This is a genomic window from Cupriavidus sp. 05N40 (genome assembly GCF_056397305.1).
This window is the reverse complement of sequence record NZ_JBFTND010000024.1, coordinates 19,349-41,494: the sequence shown is the minus strand read 5'-3', so window position 1 is coordinate 41,494 and position 22,146 is coordinate 19,349. Positions and strand designations below refer to the sequence as shown.

Below are 22,146 nucleotides of genomic sequence, written 5' to 3'. Positions count from 1 at the left end.
GGGCGAGCTTGGGTCGGGATGCGCAGCCCGGCGCTCGCCAGAGTGTGCGGAAGGCGTTAGGGAAGGGGGTTTTCCGCCGCCTTCGGGGGCAGCACGGCGCCTTTGCCGCAGACAAAGGCTTGCCGGGAGCTGTCTTAGCGCCCTACATGCGCGATGTCGACCGCAAGATATCAGTGGGTAGCCGCCGGGAATGAGCCCCGCCACCTTCCCGGCGGTCACCCATCAGAACTTGTGTCGGATGCCGACGGCGACCGCCGTCATGGTGCGGTCGTTCGCCCCGAGGAAATAGCCATTGGCGAAGCTGACCGCCGAAGTATCGAAATTGATGCCAGCATTTCGCACGTAGGCCATGGTCAGATAGATATCGGTGCGCTTTGACAGGTTGTAGTCGGCGATGAAGCTGATTTGCCAGGCGTTGGGTACATTGGTGCCGCTGAGCATCTTGACGTCGTCATAGAAGTAGCCGAGCGTCAGGCCCAGCGCAGTGGTAGGTTGGTAGTTGATGCCGGCCCAGTAATAGTCGTCCCTTACGATGGTGGCACCGTTGCTCGCCTTGTTCAGGCCCCACCGGTAGCCGGCCATCAGCTTGACCGGGCCCGCGCTGTAGCTGGCAGCCACCCCGGCCTTGCGAAAATTGCCGACGTCGCCACTGGTCGGGATGGTGGGGTTGTAGCGGTTGAAGGCAAACGCCAGGCCGAAGGGACCGGAAAAGTAATTCAGGCCGGCGCCATAGCCAGTGTCGCGGCGGAACTGGCCGGGAGCCTCACCGTTGCCGAACACGCCGTTGCCGAACGACCAGTCGGCGGTGGCCGTCAAGGCACCGAAGTTGCCAGTGTATTTCGCCATATTGTCCGAGCGGAAATCCAGGCCCAGCTGTGCGGCGATCGGTTCATATTGGGTCGAATAGCCGGATGGTGAGAAGTTGGAGAACGCGTCGAAGATCGCCGTGTATTGGCGCCCGAACGTTATCCGCCCGGCGCGCTCGCTCTGCAGGCCAACGAACGCCTGGCGGCCGAACAAGCGCCCCGACTGCGTAGCCTTGCCATCGTCGAGGCCAAAGCCGCTTTCCAGCACGAACACCGCCTTCAATCCGCCGTCCAGGTCCTCCGTGCCACGCAGGCCCCATCGCGAGCCGGACAGGCCGCCCGAGTTCAGCGCCACACGTGTTTCCCCCGGCCCGGGAAAGCCGGGCTGCGTGGGCAGCTTCGGCGAGAGATGGTTCACGTACTCGATATTGGCATCGGCCACGCCGTACAACGTGACACTCGCCTGGGCCGCGCCGGACAGCGCGCCGCAGGCGGCGGACAACATCCATAGGGGCGTCTTCATTCTGGTGGTCTCCTTTATTATTGATTTCTTCATGGACGGCGCGGCAGGTGGCACCGCAAGCGAGACCGGAAGTCGCCGGACGAACGCGAAGCGGGCGTCCGGCGCGGGCGCACACAGCCAGGCCGCCAGGCAGCCTGCCGTCAGGCGTCAGCGCGCGATGGCGCCGTAGATGGCCTGCGCGGCCCGGCCGAATGTCTCGGACGATTCAAGCGGCCCGCGCGATGCCGCGGTCTGCCGCTTGTCGCTGGCGCTGGTAGCGCGCGGCGCGGTGTCGGGACTCGAAGAGAATTTGACGATGGTTAGCGCCCGGCGCGGGTTGATGTAGATCTTCTGGCCAAAGCGGCCGCCGGCTTCCACCGAGCCGTCGCCATCGTTGCGTTGGTACCAGTAGTCCCGATAGGCGTAGCCCTGCCGACCGGCTGCCAGGTTGCCCCGCGCAAACCGGGCCTGATTGTGGCCGGGCTGCAGCGCGATGCGCGTGGCATTGGCAACGTGGTCTGGCAAGCGTTGCGCTTGCGCCAGTCTGACGAACTCGGCAAAACGGGCCGCATCGCGCAGAGTGCTACTGATCCCGCCGCTGGCCATCTCGGTGCCAAGGCGGTCGATCTGGACACTGGCGTCATCCTCGGCGAAGCGCGACCAGATCCGCTCTGAAGCCATTTGCGCCCACGACTTTCCGGTGATGCGGCGCAGGGCCCAGGCTACGGCTTCGGGCGAGCCGTTCTGGTAGTACCAGACATCCGCTGCCTTGTCCGCGGCCGGGATGGCCACCTTCAGGAAGGCATAGATATTGTCCGGAGCACCTTCGCGGCGCGGCAGGATGCCCACCGCGCCGAACAGGCCAAGATCTGGTGGAAGGTGTTCCGGATAACCGACGGCAACCTCCATGTCGAGGTTCTGCTGGACGGTGGCCTCGCCGAATGGGGTGCCGGCCAGTTCGGGCACATAGGTGGACAATCTGGTTTCTGGATCGAGCTTGCCTTCGTCGACCAGCATGGCAGCCAGCAGCCCGGTGACCGATTTGGTCATCGATGCCCAGATATGCATCTGTTCAGCGCCGAAACCGTTGAAGTAGCGCTCGTAGACGATGCGCCCTTCGTGCAGCACGATGAAGCCGTCCGTATGGGTCTGGCGCAAGTACTCATCAAGCCGGATGGTCTGACGGTCGACTTCAAAGCTGACCAGGTCCAGGCCCGCAACGGGTTGCACCGGCATGGGCAGGGGCTGTGCCGAGTGCCGAATGCCTGCTGTGGGCGAAAGTTCGCGCGCGTGCCGGAAGGCCCAGCGCAGGTAGGGGTAGCGAAACGCGTTGCTGCTGTTGACCTGTGCGTCGGGTGGCGGCGGAAACCCTTGCATGATGCTGGTGGCCGGGTCTGCCGCCGGAATTGACGTCGGGGTTGCCGCCGACAGGGCAGCCTGCGGCTGCGCCAACGTCACCGCCGGCAGCGTGCCCAGCAGTGCCATCGCTGCGATTGCGTTACAGCGCCGTACGCCTGGCTTGCCAATGGAAAATGGGAACCGCACCTTGTCTCCTCCGTTTGCCCGCGCTTCGATTAGCGCGTTGCAACGGAGGATGCGGCGTGTAGCGGATATCCGGCAATAGGCTGCCCGGCATAACGCCATAACCGTTGGGAATGGGTCGTCGCCGCGGCCGCGGCGTCGGCGAAGCAGGCCCAGCCAAGCGTGACAACGGTAACAAGGCCCGGACACCGGGCTGCTGCATACGAACCACCACACGCAACCCGCAAAGCTGCCCACGCAAATCGGCGATGAACCCAAAAATGGCACTCGGCGCGGGCAAATGTGGCGGCTACAGCCAGTCAGGGCCAAGGATCAAGACGGCGGTGAAGGCGATCGAGGTCCGCCATCATCGCGTCCGTTTCAAGGTGGATCGGTGGATTGAATAGGGTGACGGTCATCACCGGGTCATCACCACATGTGATGTATTGACCCGCACGGTTTCATAGGCGGACATGGGCCAGCTCCCTTTGACTCAGGTTGACAGCGCGCCAGGCCAACATCGTACGGGTTGCTTCGTGCGAGTCCCTCGCCTGCTCAGAACATCGTGTTCGTGTTGTTGGCCGTCTCCGGTACCGGCTGCAGCACGTCCCAGTGCTCAACGATCTTTCCATTGGCGTCAAAGCGGAAAATGTCGACGCCTGCGGTTTCCTTGCCGCCCCAGTCCAGATAGCGCACGTGAATGAATGCGAGGTCGCCATCGATCGCGATACGTTTGACCTCGCACGGCACTTTGCCGGCCTGCTTGATGTAGCCGGCGATGAAGTCGGTGCCATCCGGAAACAGGGGGTTGTGCTGGATGTACGGACCCGCAACCAGGCCCGGCAATAGCTCGGACTCGCCGTTGTTGAAGATGCGTGCGTAGATGGTGTCGATGGCAGCTTGAATGCGTTCTCTGTTCATGGTTCGCCTTTCGGGGAGGGGTGTTCCGTAGTAAAGCAGCCCAAGGGAAGATGATCCATATCGATGCATCCAGAATTCATATCATTTCGTCTCATTCAGCAGCTATGATGAGGTCATGGAAGCGTTGAACGGTTGGTTAAAGGCGGTCCGAGCCGATGGCCTGGTGCTGGTACGCACGCGCGTGGCAGGGCCATGGGGCTTTGCGGTGCAGCGTCGCGATGCCGTGGTGTTCCATTTCGCTGCGGAAGGACATGCCTTCGTGCGTCAATCTGATGCGCAGACGCTGGAATTGCGTGCTGGTGAACTGGTTCTGTTCCCGCGCGGTGGTGCGCATGAAGTCGTGCATTCGAAGCGAGGCAAGGCCATTCCACTCGATACATTCCTTGCCAGACGCGACGGCGTCGTTGACCCGGATCCCAAGGCCACCACGCTCATTTGCGGCCAGTTCGACCTGGATCAGCATCTGGCGCTCCCCGCGTTAAGGGCGCTTCCGCAGGCCGTGCTGCTTCGCGCCGGGATGGAACCCGGGCATTCTCCTCTGAGCGATACGCTGCGCATGCTCCGTAACGAAGTAGAGACGCCGAACTTTGGCAACCACATCGTGGTGCGGAATCTGCTTTCGTCCTTGTTCGTCTACTTGATGCGCGAATGGGCTGAAAATGCGTCCCCTACAGATAACGCTTGGTTCTCGGCCCTACGGTCGCCGCAAATGACGCGGGTCCTTGCGCGGATGCACGAAGCACCAGAACGTGCCTGGACGCTCACGGCACTCGCCAAAGAAGCCACCTTGTCGCGAGCCGCTTTCGCCCGCAACTTCTGCGCCCTGGTGGGCGAACCACCGCATCAGTACCTGACGCGTTGGCGCATGGGCATTGCCGCGCAACTGCTGGAGGAAACCGAACTACGCCTCAGTGAGATCGCGTCGCGCGTCGGCTATGGATCGGAGTTTTCGTTCAGTCGTGCCTTCAAGTTGGCGCGTGGTGTCTCGCCGATCAAGTACCGCCATCAATGGAAAGGTCGCTGACGGTGAATCGACGCTCAGATCAACGAATCGGTATCATGATGGTTTCCTCCCAGCAATAGGCCCATGAAGACCGCTTTAAGTCTCGAACAGATCCACGCCTTGGTTCGCGAACGATTCCCCGAACTGGAGCGAGAGAAGAACACCAATAGCACCAGCTATTTCCTTGGCAAGAAGAGTGTTTTGAACCGAATCTTTCGGCTCAAGTCGGCGCCTCGGGGCCTATGGGATCTGAAGCTTGCACAGTCCCACGCGTCCGGGGGCGATCGCTCGCTGGAGAGGGTGGAATCTGTAGAGTCACTTGCGGCGTTGATCAAGCATGAAATTTCCCTCCTGCAGGATAGAACTGGGAAATCATCGAGCCAGACCCCAATGACTTCCAGTGGCTCGACATCCGCCTTTTCAGGCTATACCGGTGCCCCGCCTAATGCCTTTGCAATGGGTATCATTCGTTCGTTGGAGAAGGAGGGCTTTACTGTCGCAGCTACGACGCAGGGCCCGGTGAAGGCTCAACGACGAACATTGCGTATCACCTGGCGCGGCATTTACATCGGACTGATGAGCGAGCAGCTTTGGTTGAGTAAAGTTCCGTATGCTTGCCTGTACCGCTTTCCAAAGGAAGGCGTTAAGGTCTCTATCGCGAAAGCGCCTCAAGATTTCGAAAAGTATGCTTTCGCCCGCGACCATGGCTGTGATCCGGATCGGCTACACGTCTATACGGACTACAGCGGGTCTTATCTATGGATCGAGGATGAAGCGACAAGTCTACTGCTGATGCGCGATTGGGCGAGACGGATTGACGCAGCCTTCTTTCCGCCGGAAAGCAGTCTGGACGCGGCGAATATTCAGGAAGACTTGCAGACGATCTTGACAGACAAGTCGAAATCCGAAACGGAGCGTCTCGCAGAAGTGGCTGTGCGTCTGGGGCAAGGGCAATTTCGGGCCGACCTCGAGCAAGAGTTCAATAGCGCGTGTGCAGTCACGCGGTTGACCGTTCTTTCGGCGCTGCGCGCCTCACACATCGTGCCGTGGAAGCATTCGACCGACGCACAGAGGCTCGACCCCAAGAATGGCCTACTGCTGTCAGCCAACCTGGATGCGTTGTTTGATCGATATATGATCACTTTCCGACCGGACGGAAAATTGGCAGTCTCCAAGTCCATGACGCATTGCGATCTGAACAAGCTTGGTCCTTTGCAAGATCTTGAGAACAAGCCATGCGAGAGGCGTGCAGCCTACCTAATGCTTCATAACGCGGAATTCGACCGGCTCGAAGAGCGCCGTGTGGAATTTGTCAGCGCCTCTTCCCAATCGCTAGGCGACCGCTGAGGCCAGATGGACAGCGCCGGCCGACTTGACCCTATCGGCATGTGGTGTCAAGTCGCCAGGCATATTTTGGCGGACCAGATTGACGTGTAGTCGGAGAGATTGGCCGGCCAGGGGACGCTTGCCGGCCAATGACTGACCTTCGCCGCATCAGATCATACGACCGCAGCCGGATCCACAGCGGTCGTATGAGAACGCACGCGCATAACATTTTAAGGGCTGCACGCGTAGCAGTTCGGACAGCGATCGCTAGGTTTCTTACTCTCCTATACAGCCGCGCTTCCTTCTGCCGCCACTATAGTTACTTCAACTCGTAGCCCCTCCGTGGCGAGCGCTGCCTCGACAGTAGTACGAACGGGTGCCTCCGCTTTGTTGTCTGCCAACCACCCCTCCCATACAGCGTTCATTCCTGGAAAATCCCTGATGTCACGCAGATGGACCGTCGCAGAGAGAAGCCGGCTAGGGCTGCTTCCCGCTTCAGTAAGGAGCGCCTCGATACGTGACAAGACCTCACTTGTTTGCGCGGCGATATCGCCGGTGGCGGAAGCACTCCCTTTGGCAGTTTGTCCGCACAGATACACCAGTCCGCCATAGCGGACAACCTTGCTCAGACGCGAATTCGTATGGTGTCTCTGGATTGCCATCACGACTTGTGTTCCTTCTTTTGTGGTGCTTGATTGGGGGGGCACGCTAGGGCGGCCAGCGACCCAAGACTTATTGGTTTGATCGGGGCACGAATGCGATAGGCGCCAATCTCACTCGGCGTACGATGGTGGGTATTCGCAAGTATCTGGGTCACGGTGATTCCGCACATCCTCCCCTGACATGGCCCCATCCCGCAGCGACTAAAGAACTTAGTCTGGTTTGGTCCCTCACACCCCAACTTCGCCATCTCACGGACGCGCCCCGCGGTGACTTCTTCACATCGGCAAACAACAGTGTCGTCAGCACAGTCAACGAGCCATTCTGGAGGGCGATAAAGGGCATCCAAGAATGGACGGACACGCTGCTGATGCTTTAGCGCGGAGCGCCAAGACTTCGCAAGTTGCTCGCCCCTTTTAGCGTCTAGTCTTCCGATTGCCACCGCAGCCCCTATGGCAGCGATGGCACCACTGKCCTCCGCAGCCAAAGCGCCCGCGATCGCCGCACCATCGCCGGCTATTCGAAGCCCAGACAAGGACGTCTCACCCCACGCATCAACGGTCGGATGCCACGCCAGTTGCTCATCGCTCCACGAGTGGTCCACACGCAAGAGCCTGGTTATCTGAGTATTGGGCACGACGCCGTGATGAAGCAAGGCAACGTCGGCTTCGATACATTGCGCTCTGCCGCCCTCGACGAATGACACCGCTCGCACACGTTGACCGTCATCTGTAGCCTCAATGCGAAGATCTTCCACATGCTTGACAAAGCGTACGCCCGCACGGCGCAGCCTCCATAGCATCCGTAGACCTTTTCCGAGAATCTTCGGGCACGTTGCAGCCAATGTCAGATGCTTCAATGCGCGCCGCTTGTTTTCTGTGGGGGTTGTCTCAATGATGCCGGCAATTTTGGCTCCTCCGTCTAGCAGTTGGCATGCAACCAACAGTAGCAATGGACCGCTTCCCACCAGCACAACCCTGCCGTCTGGGACTTGAGCTGCCGTCTTAAGAGCGATCTGTGCAGCGCCTGCATTTAGTACGCCTGGTAGCGTCCAACCGGGTAACGGCGAGGGGCGCTCCATCGCTCCGGTGGCAATCACCAATTGCGGAGCACGGGCGTTGAACGAGCGTCCTGACTGTTGCGCGGTAACAGTCAGATCACGCGCCACATCCCACACCAAAGTGCCGTACCGGACATCGGCCCCTGATTTTGCAAAGCGCTCCGCCAAGGACGCGCCATGGCAGTAGTCCGGACCGAGCAACTCTTTGACCGTTCGGGGCGCGACCGTGATATTCCGGTATATCTGGCCGCCAGCGCGAGGCTGTTCATCGAGCACGACAGTCCGCAGGCCACACGCTGCCGCAACTGTCGCTGCCGACATCCCCGCAGGACCGCTACCTATAATGATGAGGTCGTGGGTGAAGCCTTCGTTGATCCGCTTTTCGTCGATGGAGCGAACATTGTTCCCTGAGCTCATGCTGCTGCCTCCACGCGCCGTGCGCCCGATGGCAACCGCACCTGCATTCCTTCGCGCACCTCGACCATACAGGATTGCACGTTCTGAGCGCCATCCACTTCTACGACGCAGTCGAAACATACACCCATGAGGCATAGCGGCGCCCGTGGAGCTCCCGATACTGCCGTCTTTCGAAAAGGCACGATTCCCGCGGCAAGCAATGCTGTCGCCAGGGTCCGGCCCGCGCACGCATGTACCGCTTGTCCTTCCACGTGGATGACAACAGTCGGCTGCAGCTCAGTGGGCGATAACTTGATTGACTTGAACATCGAAACGCCTTGCCTTGAAATCCCGAACTTCAACCGGTTCGGTGCCGGTACGTATCCATTCCACAAGAGGGCCGGAATGTGCTGGTGCCAGCGTGATGCCGCTGTGGCACGTCACGACGAAAGCTCCCGGGCACTCAACGGACTGCTCATAAATCGGATAGCCATCCGGAGTCATGACACGCAGCGCGCCCCATGTGCGAACCAAGTTGACATTGGCCAGCATTGGGAAGCTGCGCACCGCTCGCGCTGCAATGCGAGCCAGTTCAGGCAACGTGGTGCCATCGTCCATCCCGACTTCTTCCTTCGAGTCACCGATCTGCACAACGCCTTCGCCCGTCTGCCGCACGTAATGGCACGGATATCGCAGAAATGGCGACACCCGTTCGCTAACCAGGAGTTGGCCTCGTACAGGTCGTACGGGGGCGCATAGTCCTACCTGGGGAGCAAGGTCTCTGTTCGCCAGTCCGGCAGCGAGTACCACGCGCGATGCCGAGAACGTGCGGTCTCCAGCCCGGACTCGGAATTCCCCCGCGCGGTGCTCAATTTTCCCAACGCTTACGCCGGTCACCAGGTGGCCACCGAGAGCCTTGTAGCCTTGGACCAGCGCTCTCAACGTACGCAGCGGACTGACATGACCGTCGAGCTCGCAGTAAATCGCACCGACAACATCCGGGCCGGTTTCTGGGATGAGCCGGCGCAGGCTCGGCAGATCTAGGACTTCGTATGGATAGTTGATACCGAGTTGTGCACCTAATACTGCGAGTTTCCCGGCGGACTCAGAGAGCGTCTTCTCATCGAAGCTCATACTAATTCCGCCTGGCTGCTGAAGTTGGACGTCAATTCCCGTGAGGTCTTGCAGTTCCGTCGCGAGTGCTCGCCACTCGCGCGCCGCCTGCATGGTCCAGCGTGCATAGGCCGGACGACCCAGCCCCTTGTTCTGGACCCAGACGAGGCCGAAATTTCCTCTCGATGCACGAAAGGCGTCATCGCTTCCGTCAAGCACGCACACGGTATCTCCGCTGCGGGCAAGCCCATATCCCACGGATAGGCCCACTACGCCCCCGCCTATGACGAGCGTGTCGATGTGATCAGTACCCATGGCCTATTCCGCCTTGATGTTGCGCTCGCGGACAATCTTTTCGAACTTGTCTGCCTCGCTGCGAATGAACGCAGCGACCTCGGCGGGAGTCTTGCCCGAATCCGGTTCGATGCCGAGCTTGACGAGCTTCTCGCGGAAATCTGGCGTTGCCATCACTTCGCGAATAGCCGTGTTTAGTCGATTGACGATAGGTGCGGGGGTGCTGGCCGGAGCCTGGATGGATTCCCACGCCACAAGTTCGAAGCCAGGTACGCCCGACTCCGCAATGGTCGGAACATCGGGGACCGCTGAGACACGCTTCTTGCTCGACACGGCAATAGCTCGAAGCTTCCCTTCCTTGACGAGGTTGATTGACGACGCCACTGTGGGCATCATCATTGTCACCTGCCCGCTCATGAGGTCTATCAGCGCAGGACCACTGCCTTTGTAGGGCACGTGGATCATGTTGATTCCCGTCTTGGACAGCAACAACTCCGATGCCAAATGACCCGCACTTCCAGGGCCATAGCTCGCATAAGGAAGCTTGCCCGGCTGCGCCTTGGCCATCGAGACCAGATCGGGAATCGATTTCACAGGAATGCTAGCCGGCGTAACGAGCCACAGCGGAATGACGCCGAGCAGCGCAACGGGCGCGAAGTCCTTATAGATGTTGTAGTTCAGCTTCTGAAGGGCCGGATTGATGGCGAACGACGAGGAAACCGACAAGAGCGTGTAGCCGTCTGCAGGCTGGCTCTTCACATACTGAGTCGCGATGATGGAATTSGCGCCCGGCCTGTTTTCCACCACAATCTGCTGGCCGAGCTTCACRCTCAACGCAGCGCCCAGYAACCGCGCGGTCGCRTCCGARGATCCGCCCGGGGGAAACCCGACYACCAGTTTGATTGGGCGGGTTGGATATGACTGCGTCGGCTCCTGTGCGCTCACCGGGAAGCACGCGAACATCGCGAACGCGGTGACCCCTGCCGATGCCAGTAAGCTGCCCAGGCCGCAGCGCGGCGTCTGTGGCAGAAGGGTCTTGTCATGTTTGAGTTCGGGGGGCATGTTTGTCCGTATCTCCATACCCCTGGTTTGCCGCTAAGATTTGGGTCCAGGGTGAATGAATCTTAGAAGCGCTACCTCTGCATGACAATTCATTCTTTACAGCCTGCTTATTCCAGAAAGTTATGTATGAAAAAGACCGTCAATCTACGCCAAGTTGAATCCTTTTACTCCGTAATGCGCACGGGTACCGTAGTCGGAGCAGCGCAACTGATGAACGTGACGCAGCCGGCGGTCAGCAAAGCAATCGCCCTCCTCGAACTGCGCATCGGATACAAGCTCTTCGAGCGCAGGGGTCGTAAGCTTGTGGCGACGCCTGAGGCGGAGGCGTTATACCGTGAGATCGAGCCAATCTATGGCAGCCTCGAACGGATTTCCCAGATCGCTGAAGACATCCGTAACCAGCGCGCGGGAGCACTGCGTATTGCGACGCTACCTTCGATTTCTCAGTGGCTGTTGCCGAGGGCCATTGCTCGCTTTCTGTCGACCCGACCAAATGTATCCGTCTACATCGAGAGCCTGCCGTCCCGGCAGGTCGCGGATCTCGTCGCTACACGTCAGTTCGACGTAGGCTTGATCGAACTGCCGCTGTCGCGGCCCGCTATCGCGATGGAGCCACTGGAACCCAGTCCGGCAGTCGCGGTACTGCCGGTCGGTCATCGACTCGCCTCGAAGCGGGCAATTTCCGTCAAGGACCTTGCCAGTGAGCGGCTAATTTTGCTGTCCCAGCACAGTTTTCTGCGCCACCAGATTGACGACGCGTTTTCGAATGCTGGAGTTGCGGCAAACGTCATTGTGGATACACCCCATTCCTTGGTAGCCTGCGGACTCGTAGCGGCCGGGGCGGGAATCACACTGGTGTCACGCTGGGCTGCGGAGCTGTTCTCAGCGCATGACGTCGTCGTGCGACCATTAAGAGAAGAGCTAGCTTCGCGATACGCAATCATCTTCCCGAATCCTGGACCCAGACTCCTCTTGGCGGAAGCTTTCGCCGAAGACTTCAGGGAAGAGATTAGACACCCGAAGCGGCGTTAGAATGCCTTCGGCGACACTCGGTTTTTTGCTGCCGGAAGCGGAAATTTCTTCCGCCCGCGTTTCATCTAAGGCTCGGATTTCTCCCTGCCCAGAATCTGACGGCTGATTGAACGCGTAAAGAAGCCATTGACGATCTAGCGCTGGGGGGCAGGAATGGGTCGGGAGCGGTCCAGCCGCTGGCCGCAGCCAAGCGGTCGTGACGGGGCGACCCAAGGATTCTAGGCGTGGAATTCGCAATCGGTGCCAACGGCGGCGGGGGTCGGCGGGTTCACGGACCCGACTGAACGCAGTAGCTTCTCGAAGACCCAGGGGTGGTGCCACCGTCTCCGGCGCATGAGCCGCTCTACGTATTCCTTGTGATGGGCAGCGTCCCGCGCTGCTTTGCCCTGGTGTCGGCGGGCGTTGCAAAGCCGGCAGGCGGCCACGATGTTGCTTTGGGAGTTGCCGCCGCCATCGACTCGGGCATGCAGATGCTCGGCCGTACATTGCAGGTGTCGAGCCTGCCGACTGGAGAGATAGAAGGTCGCTGCGAACGCTCCCATGGATTGCTCCCACATGGGGCAGCAGCAATAGAAGCAACGACCGGATTGACGATGGAAGGCACGGGCGCGCAGACGCGCGAGAGTCGAGGGCATGAGCGATCCTGTGTTCAGGAAGATTTCGGAAACTTCGAAACCCGCTCGCCCTTAACAAGGCATACACGGGAACCAGCCAAGTAGCTCGTGCTGGCACCTCTTCAGCCCCTAGCGGAGACTGACAGCAAGGAGTTTAGCCTCACATTTTCCCGAGATGCAAGGGAAAGGCGCGCCCGCCTTGCAAAATCGCAACATTGCACCTCGTACTGCCGCGCCGCCGCAAAGCTCTAATGGCTCTGCGAAGGACATTGACGCGTCGACAAATGCCGCTGTCCAGTCTAAGGCGTATTCCTAGACGCAGGGAAGCCTGATCGCAGCCTCGGAACGCTAGTTGGAAAGTTGGAACGCTAAATGGTGCCATAAGCCGACGGGGAACCGACCAGCGGAGGTCGCTTGCCGGCCAAGAGGCGTCACTGCACATCACGATCCCAACGGCCGCTATGGGCCGGACAAGAGACGCAGCCATTTGAGTCGGGTCTGGTCTACGTGTTTGGCCACCAAGCGACCTCCACCCAGTGGCGATGAACAGCCATGGCCTGCGCAAAATCACCGCTGCTGCGGCGGCACCGGCAAGGTCAAGCTGCTCGCCAAAGCTAAAGCTGAAGGCGCCAGCATCGACGATGCCGCGCTGCGACGGCTTCGAATTTGCGTTGCGGTTCCGGATGGTTGGGGAGACGTCGTTTTCCTCGATACCGTGGAGACGCCTCCGGCGAAGTCCTCGAAGTAGTGCCGCGCGCGCTGCCGCGTTAAGGATGCTTTAGCCGCGCGATACTTCCTCGCGCGGCTCTTCAACTGAGGGCAATGTTGCTGACATCAATAGAGACGACCAGCGGCTCCGACAACGCTTGACCGTCTGGTAGGCGAGGATAGATGCGACGTCTAGTCGGGAATCGGATTCCGGAAACCGTGATGTAGTCGCTGACGTAATGCGCTCCGGCTGTATTGCCAGCGATCTCCACGTCATAGTCAAGGCGACGTACTAGATTGTCGGAATCAACGTAGATTGCCTGCGCATTGCTGAATACCTCTAGCGAATCTGGGTAGCGCACTTCGATCTTGCGCCATGTTTCGCCGCGCTCTGTCCATGTCCCTGCGTCCTCGCACACTACACCGTCCCATGAGAGCAAGAATGGTGTATTCAGATAGGTCCACATAGCACAGCCAGCGAAGAAGGCCAGTTGCAGTGGATCCCAAGAGGTTTCCAGCTTGTGTCCTTCAAACGAGGTGCGGGGCTGGATACGCTCTTCCAGAACTTGATTAGCCGCATCTAGTAGAGCGATTCGGCGTCCCGTAAAGTCACTCCTGTTCGCGAGCGTTCCGAACGGTTCGTGTGACGCCCATTGACTGTCGGTCCTTACTGTGACCGTAGTCGTGTCGAGTACACCGGGTTGGGATTTGATAGCCCATAGTGCCCCACCCTGGCTCAAGTCGGCCTGAACCTTTGTAAATTCCCGCCATTGGGCGAGGCCCCCGTGGGCGTCGATGATGGCTTTCGCGATGCTGTTCATAGAATGGACCTTTTTCATTACCTAGCCGGTGCCACATGGCGATTGAGAACAAGGGCGACCATCTCACACGCGCCGGCGAATAGGCCAATGCCCCAGATGGCATCAGTCGCCAGAATCGCCGCACCTATTGCGCTGCCAATGGAAAAGCCGAAGTACATGGTCGACGTGTTTAAGGCCAGCGAGAGCGGTGCCTGGGACGGGCCGCCGGCTGCCATCAGGCGCGACATCTGTGCCGGGAAGAACGCCCAGACGGCGAAGCCCCAGACCGCGATCGCCGCCAGGACTGGTAACAGCGCCGGGCCCGCCGTATGCGTGGAGGCCGACACTGCGAGCGCCCAGAATGAAAGTGCCAGGGCGAAAAGCGAGTAGCGCGCCACTCGGCTCGAGCCAAACTTGTCCGTCAGCGTGCCTCCCGCCGTAACACCCACTGCCGCCGCCAGGCCCCACATCGAAACAGTCGCATTGATGCCAACTGCGTCGAATTCAAGCACGCGAGACAGGTAGGCTGCGATATAGGGATATGCAGCATAGGCACCGATGGACCAGAATAGGCTCACCGAAAGCAATCGGACGACGGCAGGCTGACGGGCGATTGAGAGCCGTTGCGATAGCGTTGCCACAGGAATGCCAGCACCGGCATCCCGGGCGACGCCGACGAGAATCCCTGCAATCGCCGTCAGGCTCATCGCGCCGACCGCCAGAAAGGTGGCACGCCAGCCGAAGGCATGTCCCACTACGCCGCCAAGAGGCAAGCCCAGCGCGATCGCCAGTGTCATACCCCCGCTCACAATGGCCAACGCCCGGCCTCGCTTGCTAGCAGATACGATCGCACCGGCAAGGGCGTTGGCGTTGGGCACATACAGACCCGAAGCAACGGCCATCATCACGCGTGCGGCCATCAGGAGCCCAAAGCTGGGCGACCAGGCGGCCAGCAGGTTTCCTCCGCCAAAGATGGTCATGGCGAACAGAAGTACGCTGCGACGCCGTAATCGCGCCGTCATGACCGTCGCGACAGGTGAACTCACGGCCATGGTCAGTGTGAATACCACGACGAGCAGTGCGGTATGTGGCACGGTCATTCCGAAATCGGCTGCCATCGTAGATAGCAGAGGCGCAATCATGAATCCCTCGGTGCCAATCGCAAACGTGCCGAGCGCCAGAAACAAGGCGGGTACTAGCGAGTCGTTGCGTTCGGGGGCGGGTACCGCAGAGGCCGCGGGTGCCGTTACCGCACGGCTATTGTGTGACAAAGATCTTCTCCTGCGCGTGGTCACTGGCACTCCGGGCCGGGGCGCCAGGCTTCTCGTTAAACCGGGATGGGGTTATCGGCGATGTGCTGGTTGAAGTCGTGAACCAACTGATGCTCGCCGAGTCCCGGGTTATCGCGCATGGCGCGAATGGACTCGACAAACACCTCAGGCGCTTCGGTCGCGAGGCCGCGCATGGTTTCTTCGATAAACGCCTCCAGGGGCATGGCACGCGGATCGCCGCTCTTCTTGACGAGGTCGGTGTCGACCCAAGGCGGTGCGATCTCCTGGATTGTCACGTTGGTCGCGCGGAGCATGAAGCGCTGCGACAGGGCATAAGAGTGCAGCGCCGCTTTAGATGCGGAATAGACCGCATTAGTGGCGATCGGGACATACGCCAGCACCGACGTGTTGTAGATAATCGTCGAGCGCGGTTGACCCTTCAGATGCTCGACGAGCTCCGACGTCATGCGGATCGGGCCCAAGAGGTTGGTGTCGAGGATGCTGCGAGACGCGGCATCCTCGACGGGAGTCGACGCGTCGTCAAACGGCATGATGCCCGCGTTGTTGATTAGAACGTTCAGCGTGGGATAGTCCGAGATCAAGTCCTTCGCCACGCGCGCGATGTCGRCAGCGTCGGAAATATCGAGTTCAACGCCATCAATGCCGGGATGCTCCACCGAAATCTGCTGCAGAAGTACTTTGCGGCGTCCAGCAATGATGACCTTGTTTCCCAAGGCATGAAAGGCCTTCGCCAATCCCAGGCCAATGCCCGACGTCCCGCCCGTAATAAAGATGGTATTCCCGGTGAGTTGCATTACCACATCCTTTCGTTAGAAGAGAAAGCGCTTGCCTCGGTGCTTCAGACCACAGCGCCACTTGCCCTCTAATGTGGCGGAAACCCATGCGGTTTCACATGTCATTAATCCGTCGATTCAGGACAAAGTGATTGGGGAGACGATCATCACTGTCCGGTGTGAGGCCGATTAGGTCGGCTTTGCGCACAATGTCGGCTAGGGAGGTTGCCCTCATCTTTCGCATAGCCGCAGCGCGGTGTACCTTGACGGTGATATCGCTGATGCCAGGTTCGGCTGCAATCTGCTTGTTCAGATCAACAAGCGGCTTGAGCAGAAAGTCCCAAGCACCAGCTTTCATGGCGCGTACGCAACTGCTGATGTCGGCGAAGCCCGTCATGAAGATGAAGGGCATGCGATGGACCTGGGTGGCCTTCTGCTGAAAATAGAGACCGCTTTCACCGCGCAGGCGGACGTCAAGCAGCAAGCAGCTCGGTCGGTCCGGCTTCTCGGACGCGTTTAAGGTCGATGTGCGCTCGAAGGTACGCGCGTCAAAGCCGGCGGAGCGGAGGAGGCTGGACAAAGATGTGCGGATTGCGTCTTCGTCATCGACGATGTGGACGAGGTGGCTGCTCGTCGCATGCGGAATTGCTGGGCATCCTTGTTCGGTTGCCGGTTCCGGGGCGGAGCCCTACGCCTGCGAGGGAGGGGCGAAGGCATGGCAAGGATAGGCCTGGTCGTGTCTCTGCGGACAGACGAAATCGCGGAGATTCCGGACATCTTCAGGCTGCGCGGCGCTCGACACTGACCGCTCACTTGACGGCGTCAGGCGCCAGGAATAGATTGCGGGAGAGTCTCATGAAACTGTCATTGGGACGCTGACGTAACGAGAAAGAAGCAATGCGGCAAATCGGCTTGATTCTGGAAAATGGATTCCAGGTCATCGGTCTCTCGGCGCTATCCGCGTTTGAACTGGCCAATGCGGAGCTCGGCGAAGAGGGCTACCGCATGACGATCCTCTCCCAATACGGAGGTATCGTTCATTCGACAATTGGCTTGGGGATCGTGACCACCAAATTCGACACGATGCCCGATACGTTGATGGTTGCAGGGATTCGTGTCCCGGGCCCCCTGGATCCCGGGCTGAAGTCCTACATCGGCCGTGCGGCCCGCGAGGCACGACGTGTCGCGGGCATCTGCACGGGCGCGTTCGCACTTGCAGAAGCCGGCGTGCTGGACGGAAAGACTGCTACCACCCACTGGTTGCATGCCAGACGATTGCAGGAAACCTTTCCTCAGGTTCGTGTCGACGAGGATCGCATTTTTGTTCAGGACGGAAACATTTGGACCTCGGCCGGCATGTCTGCGGCAATGGACCTCGCCCTGGCGCTCATCGAGCACGACCACGGCGCGGCGCTGGCTCGTAACGTGGCCCGACGTCTGGTCGTCTATTACCGCCGCCCCGGTGGGCAATCCCAGTTTTCTGCATTGCTGGAACTCGAGCCGCGCAGCGATCGCGTCAAACGCGCACTGATCTACGCGAAGGAAAATCTGCGCAATGCGCTGACGGTGGAGGAGCTAGCGGATGCCGCGCGCCTGTCGCCGCGGCAGTTCAGCCGTGTCTTCCGCGAGGAGACTGGGCAGTCGCCGGCTAAGGCCGTCGAGATGCTCCGGCTGGAAATGGCCAGAACCATGCTCGAGTCAGGTCGTCACCCGATGGAAACCGTGGCTCGAGACACAGGGTTCGCGGACCGCGATCGTATGCGCCGGGCCTTTGTACGCGCCTACGGCGTGTCGCCAAGCAGCATCCGGCGAAATGATGCACTAGTCGAGCAAGAAGTGACGGAATGAACTGACGGCCAGCGACCGATGTGGTCGCGTTACGAGCATGTCTTCGACGCTAGGATGCGCAGCGTCGCACCACCGGCTTGCGAAACGACGTGCCTCGCGGCTCGAATACGACCTCACCCAGACGGATGCCGACACCAGACAAGGCGCATAGGGCATCCTGGCGCGTGGGTGGTCAGTACCCATGAGCGGTCGGTGTCTCACATTAAAAGTGCATTATAGGTTTCTTTCTGTAGCTCGACACTGATCCTGGTGCTAATTCCCGGTTACATCGAATGAACTAAGTTCTCGACCTTACAAATCCATCGTCATCGAGGACGACAAAGCCCTTTGAGGGAACACTACCAAGTGCGGGCGCGGCATACAGGGTGCACAGTAACCAAACGGTTGCTGCTAACAGTAGATTGTGAGGCAGAGAGGACGTGATGCCTCTCTGCCTCTCTGCCTCTAAACGATCAAACGATCAAACGATCAAACGATCAAACGATCAAACGATCAAACGACGAAGGGCATCTGCCGCTGGCGCTTGCCCGTCAGCCGGAACAGTGCATTGGCGACCGCCGGTGCGATCGGCGGCACGCCAGGCTCGCCCAGTCCCGACGGTGCGTCTTCGGACGGCACAAAGAACACGTCGATGCGCGGTGCATCGGGCATCCGCGGTGGCGGATAGTCCGGAAAATTGCTGTTCCGAACCACTCCGTTCTCCATCTCGATGGCGAAGCCGGGCCGAATCATCGACAAGCCGAAGATGCATGCGCCCTGGACCTGGGCTTCTGCAGTCAGCGGATTGACGACGCGATTGCAGTGGACACCGGCCGTGACGTTGTGCACGCGCGCCTCGCCCTTGGCGACGGACACTTCGACGACATAYGCAATTACGGTCCCGAACGATTCGTGCACGGCCACGCCCCACGCATGCCCCTTCGGCAATTTGCGCTTGCCGTAGCCGGCCTTATCCGTGGCCAGCTGCAAGGCGGCGCGGTGTCGGGCATGCTTGGTGGTGTCGAGTCGTGCCATGCGCCAAGCGACGGGATCCTGCTTCGCGGCCGTGGCGATCTCGTCGATCAGCGTCTCCTTGACGAAACTCGTGTGGGTGTTGCCCACCGAGCGCCACCAGAGCACCGCGACATCGACCTTCGGGTGATGGGCCGTCACCTGCATCGGCAGAGCGTATTCGTTCTCGACGATGCCTTCGGTCATGGTCGAGTCCACGCCGTTCTTCACGAGAACAGGCTCAAATGGGGTTCCCATGACGATCGACTGGCCGACGATCGCGTGCTGCCAACCTACGACCTGCCCCTTTTCGTCGAAGCCGATGCGCGCGCGGTGGACGTGCAGCGGGCGGTAGTAGCCGCCCTTGATATCGTCTTCGCGACTCCACATGACCTTGAGCGGTTCGGCATGCCCTCTGGCAATCCACTCGCGAAGTACGCCTGCCGATTCRACCAGGTAGTCCGACGTCGGCACGGCACGCCGGCCGAAGCCACCCCCGGCCATCATCGTGTTCAGCGTCACCTTCTCGACCGGCAGCGACAACGTTTGGGCGATCGCCGTCTGATCGACGGTCTGAAATTGCGAGCCGACCCAGACCTTGACGCTGGTCGCCTTATTGCCGCTAATCTCGGCCTGCATGGTACAGTTGAGCGGTTCCATCGGCGCGTGCGCGAGATAYGGCAGCCGATATTCGGCGTCGATCACGCGCGCAGYGCCCGCGAGGACCGCCTGCACGTCGCCACTCTCCAGCGGGAGCGCCATCTTGCCCGGCTGCATCGCAAGCTTGCTGTATTCCTCGTAAAGCGCCTGCGTGCTGACCTTCGAGCCCGTGTCCTCCCATTCGATCTGCAGCGCGTCGCGCCCCTGCTTGGCCGCCCAGTATCCGTTGGCGACCACCGCCAGGCCGGAGCCGCCGCGATCCGCGGGCACCTGCATGACGTCGACGACGCCCTTGATCGCGCGCGCCTTGTCCGCGTTGAACGACTTCACCTTGCCTCCAAAGCGGGGCGGGTGCGCGACTACGGCGACAACCATGTCCTTGAGCCGGGTATCGATGCCGAACACGGGGTCGCCTCGCAGCTTCGAGGCGGCATCCAGGCGCGGCATTGGCTTGCCGATGAGGCGGAACTGCGATGGGTCCTTCAATACCACGGTCGTCGGCACCGGCAGACTCATGGCCGCATTGGCGAGCTCACCATAGGTGGCGCGACGCGTGCCCGATGTGACCACCCCCTGCACGGCGGCGCAGCTGGCGGGGTCCACATTCCATTGTTTGGCCGCCGCAGTCACGAGCATCGCCCGGGCGCGTGCGCCGAGCTCGCGATACTGCGTAAACGAATGCATCAGCGCGGTGGAGCCGCCCGTCATCTGAATACCGAAGCCCGGATCGCGGTAAGCATCGCCGGCCGGGGCCAGCATTGACCGCACGTTCTTCCAGTCCACGTCGAGCTCGTCGGCCAGCACCATTGGCAGCGCGGTATGCACACCCTGTCCGAACTCGAGCCGATTGACCGCAATCGTCACCGTGTTGTCGGGGGCGATGATCACGAATGCCTGCGGAGGCGACGRCGATTTTTGCTTCGCGCCGTCTTCCGCTGCCTGGGCGAGTTCGACACCGCCGACCAGGCCCAGCGCGAGTCCGCCGCCGGCAACGCCGGTCAGTTTGAGAAAGGTGCGGCGCGAGAGCGGCGCGACGCTGTTTTCGGGCGCGGCCGTGCTACCACCGCCCGCCAGCGCTTCCAGTCCACGAATACGCATGTGGCGCTCCTCAGGCGATCGCGCGCGCGGCATCCTTGATAGCCGCGCGGATACGTTGATAAGTGCCACAGCGGCAAATGTTGCCCGCCATCGCTTGATCGATATCGGCATCGTTCGGCCGCGGCTTGGTGCGCAGCAAGCTCACGGCGCTCATCACCTGACCGTTCTGGCAGTAGCCGCATTGCGCCACATCGTGCCGGATCCAGGCGTCCAGAACCGCGCGGCCGATTCTGTCGTCGCCCATGCTCTCGATGGTATTGACCTTAGTGCCGGTCACCGACGAGATCGGCATAACGCAGCTCCGCGTCGCTGTGCCGTTGATATGGATCGTGCACGCGCCGCACGCGGCCATGCCACAGCCGAACTTCGTGCCAGTCATGCCGAGATTATCGCGGAGCGCCCACAGCAGCGGCGTGGACGGATCGGCGTCGACATCGACCGTCTTGCCATTGATGTTCAGGGTGGTCATTCTGGCCTCCTCTACTTCTGCGAAAGGACCCACTGCGCCAGGGCGGTGAGATCGGCATCGGGCACTTGCGGCTGCGGCGGCATCGGTACAGCGCCCCACTTACCGCTGCCACCGGCCTTGATGCTGGTTGCGAGTTGCTCCGTTGCCTTGCTGCCGCCCTTATATTTGGTGGCGATTTCTTTCCACGACGGACCTACCAGGCGGGCATTTGCCTGATGGCAGCCCACGCACGCGTACTTCTGTGCGAGGGCTTCACTGGCTCGGGCCGGTTGGTGAGAGAAGAGGGTGGCCATAGCAACCAAGGCCAGAGGGGCGATTGTTTTGTTCATGGGGAGTGAGGTTCAGGGTTTTAGTCTTGCTTCCCGGCACGCGCCGCGTAGCGCGGCGCGGCGACGCGGGAGGACAAATTTGACGCCATGGCTTCGCGCGCGGTCTCCCATGCATGCCATTGCGAGTCGTCCTGTAACGACGGAATCGAGGCAAACACGTCGGCGTCGAGGTCGCTCAGTGCTGCGTCCACCAGCGTTTCGGGTGTCATGACCCAGCTTTCCGGGAGATTCGACGTAGGGAGACCCGCGACTTCCCAGAAGTCAGTGCCGGTAGCCCCCGGCAGTACGACCTGAACGGTCACGCCGCTTTCGCTCAACTCTTTCTTCAACGAGCGGCTGAATGCGAGTACGAATGCCTTTGCGCCGCCGTAGACCCCATTGAGGATCTCGGGAGCGATCGCGACGATAGATGCGATGTTGATGATCACACCGGCGCCGCGCGCGGCAAACGCTGGCGCGGCCGCATAGGACAAGCGCATGACGGCGGTGACGTTGACACCAATCATGCGTTCCATGTCGTCCACTCGCGATTGCGAGAGGGTACCCGCACCGCCGAAGCCAGCGTTGTTGACCAGCATGGAGATGCGATCGTTGCTAGCGAGGGTGGTCTCGACACGCCGAAGGTCGGCAGCGTCGGTAAGATCCGCCACGAGCACGTCTACGTGGGCACCATGCGTGCTCGCGAGCCTCGCCGCATGCGCGCGCAGCCGTTCTTCATTGCGTGCAACGAGAATAAGGTCATAGCCGCGTGCCGCGAGGCGATCGGCGTAGACGGCGCCGATGCCGGAGGACGATCCAGTGACGAGAGCGGTTCCGAGTTGTGATGGCATGTGTATCCCTTTGGGTGAGAGCGAGTTGCCTGGTGCGCA

The 22,146-nt window shown here is 60.6% G+C and carries 21 protein-coding genes; 4 read left to right on the top strand and 17 right to left on the bottom strand.

The annotated features are described in order from the left end of the window. Positions 1–222: 222 nt before the first annotated feature. The 3 genes from AC1DO7_RS08095 to AC1DO7_RS08085 form a co-directional block, all read right to left on the bottom strand. Positions 223–1,329, bottom strand: coding sequence for a porin (locus tag AC1DO7_RS08095; RefSeq protein ID WP_441614126.1), 1,107 nt, complete (start codon positions 1,327–1,329; stop codon positions 223–225). Positions 1,330–1,476: 147 nt separating this feature from the next. After that, entirely contained in the window at positions 1,477–2,793 is a 1,317-nt protein-coding gene (locus AC1DO7_RS08090) for a serine hydrolase domain-containing protein (protein WP_477115982.1), read from the bottom strand. Between the two features lie 591 nt (positions 2,794–3,384). After that, positions 3,385–3,750, bottom strand: a complete 366-nt coding sequence (locus tag AC1DO7_RS08085; RefSeq protein ID WP_441614127.1) for a nuclear transport factor 2 family protein — start codon at positions 3,748–3,750, stop codon at positions 3,385–3,387. 115 nt (positions 3,751–3,865) lie between these two features. On the opposite strand from AC1DO7_RS08085, the gene AC1DO7_RS08080 reads away from it, so the two are divergent. Both AC1DO7_RS08080 and AC1DO7_RS08075 read left to right on the top strand, forming a co-directional pair. Further along, complete coding sequence (locus AC1DO7_RS08080; RefSeq protein ID WP_441614128.1) at positions 3,866–4,774, top strand: AraC family transcriptional regulator; 909 nt, start codon at positions 3,866–3,868, stop codon at positions 4,772–4,774. 63 nt (positions 4,775–4,837) lie between these two features. Beyond that, positions 4,838–6,100 (top strand): HNH endonuclease, encoded by a 1,263-nt coding sequence (locus tag AC1DO7_RS08075; protein ID WP_441614129.1) that lies wholly within the window; start codon positions 4,838–4,840, stop codon positions 6,098–6,100. 263 nt (positions 6,101–6,363) lie between these two features. Here AC1DO7_RS08075 and AC1DO7_RS08070 read toward each other — a convergent pair whose 3' ends face one another. The 5 genes from AC1DO7_RS08070 to AC1DO7_RS08050 are packed head-to-tail and all read right to left on the bottom strand — an operon-like array spanning position 6,364 to position 10,565. Next, positions 6,364–6,741, bottom strand: a complete 378-nt coding sequence (locus AC1DO7_RS08070; protein WP_441614350.1) for a RidA family protein — start codon at positions 6,739–6,741, stop codon at positions 6,364–6,366. Beyond that, on the bottom strand, positions 6,741–8,216 hold the full coding sequence (locus AC1DO7_RS08065; protein WP_477115977.1) for an FAD-dependent oxidoreductase: 1,476 nt from the start codon (positions 8,214–8,216) through the stop codon (positions 6,741–6,743). Before AC1DO7_RS08065 ends, AC1DO7_RS08070 begins: the two co-directional genes overlap by 1 nt. Continuing rightward, complete coding sequence (locus AC1DO7_RS08060; protein WP_441614131.1) at positions 8,213–8,524, bottom strand: (2Fe-2S)-binding protein; 312 nt, start codon at positions 8,522–8,524, stop codon at positions 8,213–8,215. The genes AC1DO7_RS08065 and AC1DO7_RS08060 overlap by 4 nt, the downstream gene beginning before the upstream one ends. Continuing rightward, entirely contained in the window at positions 8,493–9,623 is a 1,131-nt protein-coding gene (locus tag AC1DO7_RS08055; protein WP_441614132.1) for an NAD(P)/FAD-dependent oxidoreductase, read from the bottom strand. Before AC1DO7_RS08055 ends, AC1DO7_RS08060 begins: the two co-directional genes overlap by 32 nt. A 3-nt stretch (positions 9,624–9,626) precedes the next feature. Next, positions 9,627–10,565, bottom strand: a complete 939-nt coding sequence (locus AC1DO7_RS08050) for a tripartite tricarboxylate transporter substrate binding protein (RefSeq protein WP_477115981.1) — start codon at positions 10,563–10,565, stop codon at positions 9,627–9,629. A gap of 225 nt (positions 10,566–10,790) precedes the next feature. On the opposite strand from AC1DO7_RS08050, the gene AC1DO7_RS08045 reads away from it, so the two are divergent. Next, entirely contained in the window at positions 10,791–11,696 is a 906-nt protein-coding gene (locus AC1DO7_RS08045; protein WP_441614134.1) for a LysR family transcriptional regulator, read from the top strand. Positions 11,697–11,914: 218 nt separating this feature from the next. Here the strand turns inward: AC1DO7_RS08045 and AC1DO7_RS08040 are convergent, their stop codons facing one another. From AC1DO7_RS08040 to AC1DO7_RS08020, 5 genes are all read right to left on the bottom strand, one after another. Beyond that, the gene (locus tag AC1DO7_RS08040) at positions 11,915–12,238 is read right to left on the bottom strand and encodes an HNH endonuclease (RefSeq protein ID WP_477115980.1); all 324 of its coding nucleotides are present in this window, start codon (positions 12,236–12,238) and stop codon (positions 11,915–11,917) included. Between the two features lie 881 nt (positions 12,239–13,119). Continuing rightward, positions 13,120–13,839: a hypothetical protein gene (locus tag AC1DO7_RS08035; RefSeq protein ID WP_441614136.1), complete on the bottom strand. Its 720-nt coding sequence runs from the start codon at positions 13,837–13,839 to the stop codon at positions 13,120–13,122. Positions 13,840–13,856: 17 nt separating this feature from the next. Continuing rightward, positions 13,857–15,005 (bottom strand): MFS transporter, encoded by a 1,149-nt coding sequence (locus AC1DO7_RS08030; RefSeq protein WP_441614137.1) that lies wholly within the window; start codon positions 15,003–15,005, stop codon positions 13,857–13,859. 140 nt (positions 15,006–15,145) lie between these two features. Continuing rightward, positions 15,146–15,904 (bottom strand): SDR family oxidoreductase, encoded by a 759-nt coding sequence (locus AC1DO7_RS08025; protein WP_477115976.1) that lies wholly within the window; start codon positions 15,902–15,904, stop codon positions 15,146–15,148. Between the two features lie 94 nt (positions 15,905–15,998). Further along, on the bottom strand, positions 15,999–16,496 hold the full coding sequence (locus AC1DO7_RS08020) for a response regulator transcription factor (RefSeq protein ID WP_477115979.1): 498 nt from the start codon (positions 16,494–16,496) through the stop codon (positions 15,999–16,001). 284 nt (positions 16,497–16,780) lie between these two features. On the opposite strand from AC1DO7_RS08020, the gene AC1DO7_RS08015 reads away from it, so the two are divergent. Next, positions 16,781–17,731: a GlxA family transcriptional regulator gene (locus AC1DO7_RS08015; RefSeq protein WP_441614139.1), complete on the top strand. Its 951-nt coding sequence runs from the start codon at positions 16,781–16,783 to the stop codon at positions 17,729–17,731. A 492-nt stretch (positions 17,732–18,223) separates the two neighbouring features. On the opposite strand, the gene AC1DO7_RS08010 is transcribed toward AC1DO7_RS08015, so the two are convergent. Genes AC1DO7_RS08010 through AC1DO7_RS07995 form a run of 4 tightly spaced genes read right to left on the bottom strand, consistent with a single transcriptional unit; the run spans position 18,224 to position 22,107 of the window. Further along, positions 18,224–20,479, bottom strand: a complete 2,256-nt coding sequence (locus tag AC1DO7_RS08010; protein ID WP_477115975.1) for a xanthine dehydrogenase family protein molybdopterin-binding subunit — start codon at positions 20,477–20,479, stop codon at positions 18,224–18,226. A gap of 10 nt (positions 20,480–20,489) precedes the next feature. Continuing rightward, positions 20,490–20,948 carry a (2Fe-2S)-binding protein gene (locus AC1DO7_RS08005; protein ID WP_441614141.1) on the bottom strand — a complete coding sequence of 153 codons (459 nt, stop codon included), beginning with the start codon at positions 20,946–20,948 and terminating at the stop codon, positions 20,490–20,492. Positions 20,949–20,959: 11 nt separating this feature from the next. Next, a complete protein-coding gene (locus AC1DO7_RS08000; RefSeq protein WP_441614142.1) occupies positions 20,960–21,277 on the bottom strand; it encodes a c-type cytochrome in 318 nt (105 codons plus the stop codon). Positions 21,278–21,297: 20 nt separating this feature from the next. Continuing rightward, the gene (locus AC1DO7_RS07995) at positions 21,298–22,107 is read right to left on the bottom strand and encodes an SDR family NAD(P)-dependent oxidoreductase (protein ID WP_441614143.1); all 810 of its coding nucleotides are present in this window, start codon (positions 22,105–22,107) and stop codon (positions 21,298–21,300) included. Between the last annotated feature and the right edge of the window lie 39 nt (positions 22,108–22,146).